9 protein-coding genes and 1 pseudogene are annotated in these 11,165 nt (G+C 74.3%); 6 read left to right on the top strand and 4 right to left on the bottom strand.

The genetic code is table 11. The features are described from left to right. Positions 1-74 precede the first annotated feature (74 nt). Both purB and mug read left to right on the top strand, forming a co-directional pair. The gene (gene purB / locus ABTZ54_RS21975) at positions 75-1,517 is read left to right on the top strand and encodes an adenylosuccinate lyase (protein WP_351665743.1); all 1,443 of its coding nucleotides are present in this window, start codon (positions 75-77) and stop codon (positions 1,515-1,517) included. Next, positions 1,514-2,086, top strand: a complete 573-nt coding sequence (gene mug, locus ABTZ54_RS21980) for a G/U mismatch-specific DNA glycosylase (protein ID WP_351665816.1) — start codon at positions 1,514-1,516, stop codon at positions 2,084-2,086. Before purB ends, mug begins: the two co-directional genes overlap by 4 nt. A 27-nt stretch (positions 2,087-2,113) precedes the next feature. On the opposite strand, the gene ABTZ54_RS21985 is transcribed toward mug, so the two are convergent. Continuing rightward, entirely contained in the window at positions 2,114-2,497 is a 384-nt protein-coding gene (locus ABTZ54_RS21985; protein ID WP_351665745.1) for a hypothetical protein, read from the bottom strand. 165 nt (positions 2,498-2,662) lie between these two features. On the opposite strand from ABTZ54_RS21985, the gene ABTZ54_RS21990 reads away from it, so the two are divergent. After that, the gene (locus ABTZ54_RS21990; RefSeq protein WP_351665747.1) at positions 2,663-3,820 is read left to right on the top strand and encodes an ROK family transcriptional regulator; all 1,158 of its coding nucleotides are present in this window, start codon (positions 2,663-2,665) and stop codon (positions 3,818-3,820) included. A gap of 95 nt (positions 3,821-3,915) precedes the next feature. Here ABTZ54_RS21990 and ABTZ54_RS21995 read toward each other — a convergent pair whose 3' ends face one another. Both ABTZ54_RS21995 and ABTZ54_RS22000 read right to left on the bottom strand, forming a co-directional pair. Further along, positions 3,916-4,656 (bottom strand): GntR family transcriptional regulator, encoded by a 741-nt coding sequence (locus tag ABTZ54_RS21995; RefSeq protein ID WP_351665749.1) that lies wholly within the window; start codon positions 4,654-4,656, stop codon positions 3,916-3,918. Between the two features lie 259 nt (positions 4,657-4,915). Next, positions 4,916-5,809, bottom strand: coding sequence for an RNA polymerase sigma-70 factor (locus ABTZ54_RS22000; protein WP_351665751.1), 894 nt, complete (start codon positions 5,807-5,809; stop codon positions 4,916-4,918). Between the two features lie 145 nt (positions 5,810-5,954). Between ABTZ54_RS22000 and ABTZ54_RS22005 the strand changes: the two genes are divergently transcribed. Continuing rightward, positions 5,955-6,794 (top strand): alpha/beta fold hydrolase, encoded by an 840-nt coding sequence (locus ABTZ54_RS22005; protein ID WP_351665753.1) that lies wholly within the window; start codon positions 5,955-5,957, stop codon positions 6,792-6,794. Positions 6,795-6,833: 39 nt separating this feature from the next. Here the strand turns inward: ABTZ54_RS22005 and ABTZ54_RS22010 are convergent. Continuing rightward, positions 6,834-7,736 (bottom strand): annotated as a pseudogene (locus ABTZ54_RS22010) (EamA family transporter); the annotation flags it as partial. Between ABTZ54_RS22010 and pdxR the strand changes: the two are divergent. Both pdxR and ABTZ54_RS22020 read left to right on the top strand, forming a co-directional pair. Continuing rightward, complete coding sequence (gene pdxR / locus ABTZ54_RS22015; protein WP_351665755.1) at positions 7,727-9,214, top strand: MocR-like pyridoxine biosynthesis transcription factor PdxR; 1,488 nt, start codon at positions 7,727-7,729, stop codon at positions 9,212-9,214. The pseudogene ABTZ54_RS22010 and the gene pdxR sit on opposite strands and share 10 nt — an antisense overlap. A gap of 345 nt (positions 9,215-9,559) precedes the next feature. Beyond that, a complete protein-coding gene (locus ABTZ54_RS22020; protein WP_351665757.1) occupies positions 9,560-11,143 on the top strand; it encodes an alkaline phosphatase D family protein in 1,584 nt (527 codons plus the stop codon). Positions 11,144-11,165 lie beyond the last annotated feature (22 nt).

Below are 11,165 nucleotides of genomic sequence, written 5' to 3' on the forward strand. Positions count from 1 at the left end.
ACGTCCGTCTCGTAGCAAGCTCCAGCCCGACCCATGGCGCTGGCCTGCAGAAACCGCCAGTAGAATCGGTCCACGTGACAGCTGTGACTGCGAAGCCCCGCATCCCCAACGTCCTGGCCGGCCGCTACGCCTCCGCGGAGCTCGCCGTCCTGTGGTCCCCCGAGCAGAAGGTGAAGCTGGAGCGCCAGCTGTGGCTGGCCGTCCTGCGTGCCCAGAAGGACCTCGGGATCGAGGTTCCGGACGCGGCGCTCACCGACTACGAGCGCGTCCTCGACCAGGTCGACCTCGGCTCCATCGCCGAGCGCGAGAAGGTCACCCGGCACGACGTGAAGGCCCGCATCGAGGAGTTCAACGCCCTCGCCGGCCACGAGCACGTCCACAAGGGCATGACCTCCCGTGACCTCACGGAGAACGTCGAGCAGCTCCAGATCCGCCTCTCCCTGGAGCTGATGCGCGACCGCACCGTGGCCGTCCTGGCCCGGCTCGGCAAGCTGTCCGCCGAGTACGCGGAGCTCGTCATGGCGGGCCGCTCGCACAACGTCGCCGCCCAGGCCACCACCCTCGGCAAGCGGTTCGCGACCGCCGCCGACGAGCTGCTCGCCGCCTACGCGCGCCTGGAGGACCTCCTCGGCCGCTACCCGCTGCGCGGCATCAAGGGCCCGGTCGGCACCGCCCAGGACATGCTCGACCTGCTCGGCGGCGACGCCTCGAAGCTGGCCGACCTGGAGCAGCGGATCGCCGGTCACCTCGGCTTCGCGCACGCCTTCACCTCGGTCGGCCAGGTCTACCCGCGCTCGCTCGACTACGACGTGGTCACCACCCTGGTGCAGCTGGCCGCCGCCCCGTCGTCGATCGCCAAGACGATCCGTCTGATGGCGGGCCACGAGCTGGTGACCGAGGGCTTCAAGCCCGGCCAGGTCGGCTCGTCCGCGATGCCGCACAAGATGAACACCCGCTCCTGCGAGCGCGTCAACGGCCTGATGGTCATCCTGCGCGGCTACGCGTCGATGACCGGCGAGCTGGCGGGCGACCAGTGGAACGAGGGCGACGTCTCCTGCTCGGTGGTGCGCCGGGTGGCCCTGCCGGACGCGTTCTTCGCCTTCGACGGCCTCCTGGAGACCTTCCTCACCGTGCTCGACGAGTTCGGCGCCTTCCCGGCGGTCGTCGCCCGCGAGCTGGACCGCTACCTGCCGTTCCTGGCGACCACCAAGGTCCTCATGGGCGCCGTCCGCGCGGGCGTCGGCCGCGAGGTCGCCCACGAGGCCATCAAGGAGAACGCCGTCGCCTCCGCCCTCGCCATGCGCGAGCAGGGCGCCGAGCGCAACGAGCTCCTGGACAAGCTGGCCGCCGACGAGCGGATCCCGCTGGACCGGGCGCAGCTCGACGCGCTGATGGCCGACAAGCTGTCCTTCACCGGTGCCGCCGCCGACCAGGTCGCCGTCGTGGTCTCCCGTATCGAGGAGATCGCCAAGCAGCACCCCGAGGCCGCCGGCTACACCCCCGGGTCGATCCTCTGACCCGTACCCCCCGGTTCTCCGCCGAGGAGCTCCAGGCCGCCCGTGACCGCGTCGTCCCCGACGTGGCCGCGGGCGGCCTTTCGGTCCTCCTGTGCGGGATCAACCCGGGCCTGATGACCGCAGCGACGGGCCACCACTTCGCCCGCCCGGGCAACCGCTTCTGGCCGGTGCTGCACCTGTCCGGCCTCACCCCTCGGCAGCTCGCGCCCGCGGAGCAGGACGAGCTCCTCTCGTACGGCCTCGGCATCACCAACGTGGTGGCGCGGGCGACCGCGCGGGCGGACGAGCTGAGTGCCGAGGAGTACCGGGAGGGCGGCCGGATCCTGACGGAGAAGGTGGAGCGGCTGGCGCCGCGCTGGCTGGCGGTCGTCGGGGTCACCGCGTACCGCACGGCCTTCGGCGAGAAGAAGGCGGCGATCGGTCCGCAGGAGCGGACGATCGGCACGACCCGGATCTGGGCGCTGCCCAATCCGAGCGGGCTGAACGCGCACTGGACGGCGCGGTCGATGGCCGAGGAGTTCGCCCGGCTGCGCGAGGCGGCGGGGCTGCCGGACCGGCGCGAGGGCTGAGCCGGGGGGCGCGGGGCGGGCCGCTTTTCACGGCGGGTCGACCTCGGTCACGCAGACGAGCAGCCGGTACGCGTCCCCGGCGGCGCCCAGGAGGCCGAGCGCGATCCAGCGCCGCTCCACGCGCCAGAGCTCGACGTCCGGCACGGACGCGCTCAGCAGGTCCCAGGGCTGCGGCAGCCGCTCGCCGCGGTCCGCGCGCAGGAGCAGCGTGCCGAGGGCGAAGCGGTCGGGCGGGCCCCAGCGGGCGGTGAGCAGCCCGGCGAGCGCCGCCCGCTCCGCCTCCGCCTGCTCGGCGTCGGTGGCGTCGGCGGGTGCGTCGCCGGTGGCTAACTCGGCCAGGTGGTGGGCGCCGTCGCCGAAGGGGCGGGCGCGCAGCCGGTCGAGGGCGGCGAGGTGCCGTTCCAGGGTCATGGGTCCAGTAAAGCGGCTGGCACCGACAACGGGTGGTGGTCCGTCAGACGGCCGCCGGCCGGGCCGGGCCCCGGTCGCTCCGGTTCCGCACCGGGCGGCACTCGCCCCACCTGCGCCCATTGAGTAACATCCGGGCAAAGAGGCGCACGAGCTGGGAGGCACACGGTGGGGCGGCTGACCGGCGGGGATCCGTCGCTGCTGCGGCGGATCAACTCCGCGGTGGTACTCCATGCGCTGCGGGGCTCCGACGCGCTCACACTCACGGATCTGACGAGGGTCACGGGTCTGTCCCGGCCGACGGTCGAGGGCGTGACCGAGGGACTCATCGAGGGCGGTCTGGTCGTCGAGGCGGCGCCCGAGGAGGGCGAGGCCCGGCGGCAGGGGCGGCCGGCCCGGAGGTTCCGCTTCCGCGCGGAGGCGGGGCATCTGCTCGGCGTCGAGATCGGCCCGCACCGGGTGGCGGCGCTGATCTCCGGTCTGGACGGGCGGATCATCGGCGCCGGTTCCCGCGAGGTGTCGGAGACGGCGCCCGAGGACGAGCGTCTCGACCGGGTGCGGACGGTGGTGGCCGACGTGCTGCGCAGGACCGGGGTGCCCCGGTCGAATCTGCGGGCGGTCGGCGTGGGCACACCGGGAATCGTGGAGGCCGACGGCACGGTACGGCTGGGCACCGCGCTGCCCGGCTGGACGGGCCTGGCGCTCGGCGAACGGCTTCGGCGCTCGTTCCGCTGCCCGGTCATCGTGGAGAACGACGCCAACGCGGCGGCGGTCGCCGAGCACTGGAAGGGCGCGGCGACCGACTCCGACGACATCGTCTTCGTCCTCGCCGGACTCAGCCCGGGCGCGGGTTCGCTGATCGGCGGCCGGCTGCACCGCGGTTACGGCGGGGCGGCCGGGGAGATCGGGGCGCTGCACCTGCTCGGCCGGGGCGTCACTCCCGAGCATCTGCTCTCGACCACGGACGAGCCGCTGCACCCGCTGGACGAGCAGGCGGTGGCCGCGGTGTTCGCGCTGGCCCGCCAGGGCGACGCGCGGGCCGAGGCGGCCGTGGAGCGGTTCATCCAGCGCCTGGTGCACGACGTGGCGGCGCTGGTGCTCGCGCTGGACCCGGAGCTGGTGGTGATCGGCGGCTGGGCGGCCGGCCTGGACGGGGTGCTTCAGCCGCTCCGCGACGAGCTGGCCCGCTTCTGTCTGCGGCCGCCGCGGGTGGTCCTGTCGATGCTGGGCGAGGCGGCGGTGGGCACGGGCGCGCTGCGGCTGGCGCTCGACCATGTCGAGGAGCAGTTGTTCGCGGTGGACGGCACGGTGTCGGCGCGCCGTTGAGGCCGCATGCGCCGGGCCCGTGTCCGGGCGCCGTCGGTGCGGCGTCCGGACACGGGCCCGGTGCTGTCGTGCTGTGGGTGCTGTCCTGCTGCGGATCAGGAGGCCATGACCAGGTCTCCGGAGTCGCCGAAGGTGAGCTTGCAGGTGTCGGCGCGATACGTCGCGACGGAGACGGCGGCGGTGCCGCCCTCCGAGAGGTAGCGGGTGGTGACGACGAGGACGGGGGCGCCCGGCAGGCGGTCCAGTTCCCGGGCGTCGTCGGCGCGCGCGGAGCCGAGCTCGACGGAGCGGTCCTGCCCGTCGAGGGCGAGGCGCTGGAGCTCGCGCAGCACGGAGCGGGCGCGGTCGACGCCGCCGGGGACGTCGACGGCACCGAGGCCGGGGACGGATCCGGAGGGCACGTAGAGCAGTTCGGCGGCGACCGGCTGCCCGGCGGTGACGCGCAGGCGGCGCACCACGTGGACGGGCTCGTCGGGGGCGATCTCCAGGAGGCGGGCGACGGCGGCGGGCACCGTGCCGGCGGCGGAGTCCACGGACTGCCAGGTGTCCTCGCCGACGCCGGGCCAGGTGTGCTGGGTGGTGGAGACGTCCACGCCGACCCGGGGCGGGGCGACGGTGGTGCCGACGCCGCGGCGGCGCTGCAGGCGGCCCTCCAGCTCCAGCTGCTCCAGGGCCTGCCGGAGCGTGGCGCGGGCTACGCCGAAACGGGCGGCCAGTTCACGCTCGTTGGGCAGGATCTCCCCGACCGCGAAGTCCGAGTCGAGGGCTTCGCCGATCACGGTCTTGAGGTGCCAGTACTTCGGCTCCGGCACTGCTTCCAGCTGCGTGGTCCCCACCCTGATCCTCCGCACATTCGCCGTGTCCCGCGGCGGTTTTCCGCGCCCTTGTTTATTAAAGGTTCCTGCACTAACTCTGCGACCATAAGGTGCCGCACACCCTTGGTCAAGACCAATCCTCCGTCGAAAGCCCCCGAATGTGACCCTCTGACCTAGATCGTTCACAGGACGTTCGCGTCGTGGAGAACCCGGCGCAGCAAAAAGCCCCGCCCCTGGCCGCGAAGGGGACCGGAGCGGGGCGGGCGGGGCGGGAGTGGCCTCAGTCGAGGGCGAGGCCTTCCAGCTTGTCGGGGTTGCGCAGGATGTAGACGCAGGCGATCCGGCCGTCGCGGACCTCGATCTGGAAGACGGTGTCGACCTTGCCGTCGACCAGGGCGATCAGCGCCGGACCGCCGTTGACCTCCGCGAAGCGGAAGGCGAACGCGTCGTCCGCGCCCTCGGAGATGGCGACCAGGAAGCGCCCGATCTTGTCGGCGGTCTCCATGATCCGCAGCGGGGCCTTGGACTTGCCGCCGCTGTCGCCGACGAGCCTGACGTCGGGGGCGAGCAGGGCGAGCAGCCCTTCGAGGTCGCCGCCGGCGGCGGCGGTGAGGAACCGCTCGGTGAGGTCGCGCCGTTGGGCCGGATCCACGTCGTAGCGCGGCCGGCCCTCGTCGACGTGCCGCCGGGCGCGTCCGGCGAGCTGGCGGACGGCGGCCTCGCCGCGGTCGAGGGCGGTGGCGATCTCGGCGAAGGGGAAGCCGAAGGCCTCCCGCAGGACGAAGACGGCGCGTTCGAGCGGGGAGAGCGACTCCAGGACGACGAGGAGCGCGAGGGACACGGAGTCGGAGAGCAGCGCGCGCTCGGCGGTGTCGGGCACGGAGGGGCCGAAGTCGGTGACGATCGGCTCGGGCAGCCAGGGGCCGACGTAGGACTCGCGGCGGGACTGCACCTGGCGCAGCCGGTCGATGGCGAGCCGGGTGGTGATCCGTACGAGGTACGCGCGGGGCTCGCGGACCTCGGAGCGGTCGTCGGCGGCCCAGCGCAGCCATGCCTCCTGCACCACGTCCTCGGCGTCGGCGGCGCGTCCGAGCATCCGGTAGGCGACACCGGTCAGCATCGGGCGGTGCGCTTCGAACAGGTCGGTCGGGTCGGTGAGGGTATCGGTCGGCACGGTCCCATCCCAGCTCACACCACGGCCCGTGTCCAGTTTTCGGACCTGGTCTTGAACTCGACTCTACTCACGGGTAATTGTTGCTGACAGGGTGTCTCAGAGAGACTCCGGGTGTCCACGGGGATTTCCACGACAGGAGCAGCCGATGTCCGCACAGATCACCTTCCCCGTGGAGTCGCCCGGCGGGCCGCGCACGGTGACGGTCGCCTACGAACGCAGGGGGCGGGGCGAGCCCCTGCTGCTGCTCCACGGGATCGGCCACCACTGGCAGGCCTGGGAGCCGGTGCTCGACGTCCTCGCGACCGAGCGGGACGTCATCGCGGTCGACCTGCCCGGCTTCGGCGCCTCCCCCGGCCTGCCCGAGGGGTACGGGTACGACCTGGGCACCGTGGTGCCGGTGCTTGCCGCCTTCTGCGCGGCGCTCGGTGTCGAGCGGCCGCACGTGGCGGGCAACTCGCTGGGCGGACTGCTCGCCCTGGAGCTCGGCCGCGAGAAGCTGGTGCGCTCGGTGACGGCGCTCTCCCCCGCCGGGTTCTGGTCGGAGGCCGAACGGCGCTACGCCTTCACGGCCTTGCGCGCCCTGCGGGGCGCCGCGCTCGCGATGCCCGTCCCGCTGATCGAGCGCCTCTCCCGCAGCGCGGCCGGCCGCACCGTCCTCACCAGCACCATCTACGCGCGCCCCGGGCGCCGTTCACCCGAGGCGGCCGTCGCCGAGACGCTCGCCCTGCGGTCGGCGACCGGCTTCCACCAGACCCTGTCGACCGGCGGGAGCGTGCTCTTCACCGACGACGTGCCCGACGTGCCCGTCACCGTCGCCTGGGGCACCCGCGACCGGCTCCTCCTGCGCCGCCAGGGCGTCCGCGCCAAGCGGGTCGTCCCCGGCGCGCGCCTGGTCCGGCTGCCGGGCTGCGGCCACGTCCCGATGAACGACGACCCGGCCCTCGTCTCCCGGGTGATCCTCGACGGCAGCCGCGCCGTCTCCTGATCCCCCACGGGAGAAGAGGCCCGTGCCCAGGGCCGCCCCGGCTCCGACGAGGAGGCTTCCGGCGGCCTGCGGCAGTCCGAAGGAGCCGTGCGCGACGGCGACGGCGGTCAGGGCGGCGGCCACCGGGATGGCTCCCGTATAGAGAGTGGCCCTCTCCATGCCGATGCGCTGGACTCCCATGTAGAAGAGGACGAATCCGACGACGGTCGCCAGCGCCGCCTGCCACACCAGGGCACCGGTCTCGACCGCCGTCGGCAGCCGCAGGGCCGGGCTGCCGGTGAAGGCCTCACCGACGACGGCGATCAGCGCCGACTCCACCGCGGCCACCCCGCACACCACCGCCGTCAGCAGCTTCGGCCCCAGCGGGCGCAGCACCGGCACCGCCAGGACCGTGAAGCCGACCTCGCCCGCGAGCGCCGCCACCGACCAGCCGAGGCCCGCGAGGTCGGTGCGGCCCCAGCCCTGGACAGTGAAGGCGCCCGCGGCGACGAGCAGCGCGCCGAACAGCACCGGGCGGGCGGGCCTGCGGCCCTCCGTTAGCGGGACCAGGACGGCGACCACGACCGGGGCGCAGCCGACCAGGACGCCCGGCACGGCGGGCTCGGCGGTCCGCTCGGCGGCGAGGACGGCCAGGTTGAAGCCGACCATGCCGACGGCCGCGATCAGGGCCACCCGCAGCCAGTGGCGCGCGGTGAGGGCGCGCAGCGGCGCGAGGGCGCCACGGCCCAGGAGGGGCAGCAGGAGCAGACAGGCGGCGGCGTAGCGCAGCGCCTGCCCGCCCGCGTACGGGTAGGCGCCGAGCAGGCTGTTGGCGGTGAAGGAGGCGCCCACGAGGGCATAGGCGACGGTCACCAGGAGGGCGCCGCGCAGGGAGTTCGCGTTCATGGTCCCGACGCTAGGAAGCGGCGCTCCCCGCATTAAGGTCCACTTCCATGACGTCATCGGGGACCACTTGGGGCGCGGGCCGGGGCGCCGGGGCCAGGGCCTGGGCCGAGGCCGTTGCGTCCGGCGAAGTCCCGCAGCCTGCCTGGGAACTGCTGCTCCCCGCGGCGGGCGCGCCCGCGCGGGGGCGCGGCCGGGCGCTCCAGGAGGCCTTGCGGGAGGCGGTGCGCGCGGGGCGGCTCGGCCCCGGCACCCGACTGCCGTCCAGCCGTGCCCTCGCCGCCGACCTCGGCGTCTCGCGGGGCCTGGTGACCGAGGTGTACGAACAGCTCACGGCCGAGGGCTATCTGCGCAGCGACCGGGGCTCGGGCACCTGGGTGGGCGGCGCGGCGCGTTCGGCCGCGCCGGGTGTACGGGACCTGGCGCCGGGCGTGCGGGGCGTGCCGGGCGTGCGGGTGGACTTCCGTTCCGGCACGCCGGACCTGGCGCTCTTCCCGCGCGCCGCGTGGGGCGCCGCCCAGCGCTCGGTGCTGTCCGAGCTCGCCCACCGGCAGCTCGGCTATCCGGACCCGCGCGGGCTGCCGGAACTGCGCGCCGCGCTGGCCGCGCTCCTCGCGCGCAGGCGCGGGGTGGTGGCCGATCCCGAACGCCTTGTGGTGTGCTCGGGGGTTGCGCAGGCCGCGACGCTGCTGGGCTTCGTACTGCGGGCGCGCGGGCTGCGCTCGGTGGGCGTCGAGGACCCGGGGAGCCCGGAGCACGCCCGGCTGTTCGCCGCCACGGGCGTGGAGACGGTGTGGCTGCCGGTCGACGGGGAGGGCCTGGAGCCGGGGCCGCTGGCCGCGTCCGGGGTGCGGGCGGTGGTGGTGACGCCCTCGCACCAGTTCCCCTCCGGCATCGCCTACTCGGCGCGGCGACGGGCCGCGCTCCTGGACTGGGCCCGGACGGTGGACGGCTTCGTCCTGGAGGACGACTACGACGGGGACTTCCGCTACGACCGGGCCCCGGTGGGCGCGCTCCAGGGGCTCGACCCGGAGCGGGTGGCGTACGCGGGCTCGGTGAGCAAGTCGCTCGCGCCGGGGCTGCGCCTGGGCTGGATGCTGGTGCCGGAGGCCCTGCTCGACGAGGTGGTCGAACGCAAACGCACGATGGACCTCGGCAACCCGGCCCTCGACCAGGCGGTACTGACCCGCTTCGTCACCGGCGGCGGCTACGACCGCCAACTCCGCCGCTGCCAGCGCGCGTACCGGGAGCGCAGGGACGCCCTGGTGGCGTCCCTGGACCGGCACTTCCCGGGCAGCCGGGTGAGCGGCATCGCCGCGGGCCTCCACGTCATCGCCCACCTCCCACCGGAACACGGCCCGACACCCCGCCTCCTGGACCACGCCCGAGCGGCGGGGGTGGCCCTACACCCCCTGGAGGAGTACGGCACGGCCCGCCCGACGGACGGCACGGTCCGACTTGTGCTGGGCTACGCGCATCTGACGCCGGGGGAGATCGAGGTGGGGGTGGGGCTGATGGCGGGGCGGGGAGGCGAGTGAGGGGGATGGGGCTTCCGGGGGGGGCGCCTGCGGGGTTCTGCCGGGGTCGTGCGGGGGTCCTGCGGGCACTCCCGGCGCGGCAGGCTTCCCGGGGCGCGCGAGGTCCTGCCGGGGTCATGCGGGGGTCCTGCGGGCACTCCGGCGCGGCAGGCTTCCCGGGGCGCCCGCGGGGTCCCGCCGGGGTCTTGCCGGGGTCTTGCCGGGGTCCTGCGGGCACTCCGGCGCGGCGCGGCCGAGGCCGCCCGCCCGACCCGGCCCGTTGTTCACGCGGGGTTCGGCTCCCCGCCTCCCCCGGGCGCTAGGCATGGGACCGGCCCATCCCGCCCAGTCCCCGGAGGCGCTTCGATGTCCCACCGCCCGCCCGTCACTTCCCCCGCACGCCGTACGGTCCTGCGCGGATCGCTCGCCGCGTCCGCCGCCGCCCTCACCGTCGGCGGCGGCGCGTTCGCGAGTCCGGCGCTCGCGCTCTCCGGGCGGCCGTCGGCCGCGTGGGGTGTGCAGACCGGTGACGTGACCGCGCACACGGGCCTGGTGTGGGTCCGGTCCGACCGGCCGGCCCGCATGATCGTCGAGACCTCGTCGGGCGAGTCGTTCCGCCGCGTCCAGCGCCACTACGGGCCGCTCCTGGGCCCCGACACCGACTTCACCGGCACGACCGCGCTGCGCGGGCTCCCGGCGGGCGAGCAGATCCACTACCGGGTCACCCTGGCGGACCCGGACGACCCGCGCCGTACCGGCGAGCCGGTCACCGGCACCTTCCGCACGGCGCCCGAACGGCGCCGGGACGGGGTGCGGTTCCTCTGGTCGGGCGACATCGCCGGGCAGGGCTGGGGCATCAACCCGGACATCGGCGGCTTCCGCGCGTACGAGGAGATGCGACGGCTCGACCCGGACTTCTTCCTGTGCAGCGGCGACACCATCTACGCGGACGGGGTCATCCAGCCCAGCGTGACCCTGCCCGACGGGCGGATCTGGCGGAACGTCACCACCCCCGAGAAGTCCAAGGTCGCCGAGACCCTGGCCGAGTACCGGGGCAACTTCCGCTACAACCTCCTCGACCACAACGTGCGCGCCTTCAACGCCCAGGTGCCGTCGATCGTGCAGTGGGACGACCACGAGGTCCGCAACAACTGGTACCCGGGCCAGATCCTGGACGACCCGCGCTACACGGAGAAGGACGTCGACGTCCTCGCGGCCCGCGCCTCGCGCGCCTTCGCCGAGTACTTCCCCGTCTCCACCCTCCACGCGCGCGGCGCCGAGCGCCGGATGAACCGGGTGGTGCGCTACGGCCCGCTGCTCGACGTCTTCGTGCTCGACATGCGCTCGTACCGCAACGCCAACTCGCCGGGCCGGCAGGCCGACGACACCACCGGCATCCTCGGCGCGGAGCAACTGGAGTGGCTGAAGCGGGAGCTGAGCCGCTCCCGCGCGGTGTGGAAGGTGCTCGCGGCGGACATGCCGCTGGGGCTCGTGGTCACGGACGGTGCCACCGACTTCGAGGCGGTCGCGCAGGGCGACCCGGGCGCGCCGCTCGGCCGCGAGCTGCAGATCGCCGAGCTGCTCCGCTTCATCAAGCACCGCCGGATCACCGGCACGCTGTGGCTGACGGCGGACGTCCACTACACCTCGGCGCAGCACTACGCGCCGGAGCGCGCGGCCTTCCAGGACTTCGCGCCCTTCTGGGAGTTCGTCTCGGGACCGCTCGCGGCGGGCGGCTTCCCGGCCAACAAGCTGGACGCCACGTTCGGCCCCGACCGGGTCTTCGTCCGGGCACCGGAGCGCGCCAACCTGTCGCCGATGGAGACCCCGCAGTACTTCGGCGAGGTCGACATCGACGGCGACAGCGGGGAACTGACGGTCCGACTGCGCGCCGAGGGCGGCACGGTCCTGTTCAGCAAGGTGCTCCGGCCGGGCCGCGTCGGACAGTAGCCCCGGGGCGGAAAGCGCCTGG

Origin of the sequence: Streptomyces sp. NPDC094032, assembly GCF_040303965.1 — a bacterium.
Taxonomy (GTDB): Bacteria; Actinomycetota; Actinomycetes; order Streptomycetales; family Streptomycetaceae; genus Streptomyces.

Coding starts and splice junctions, on each gene's coding strand:
- ABTZ54_RS22020 (WP_351665757.1), top strand. CDS start 9,560: ATGTCCCACCGCCCGCCCGTCACTTCCCCCGCACGCCGTACGGTCCTG.
- ABTZ54_RS21985 (WP_351665745.1), bottom strand. CDS start 2,497: ATGACCCTGGAACGGCACCTCGCCGCCCTCGACCGGCTGCGCGCCCGC.
- ABTZ54_RS22005 (WP_351665753.1), top strand. CDS start 5,955: ATGTCCGCACAGATCACCTTCCCCGTGGAGTCGCCCGGCGGGCCGCGC.
- pdxR (WP_351665755.1), top strand. CDS start 7,727: ATGACGTCATCGGGGACCACTTGGGGCGCGGGCCGGGGCGCCGGGGCC.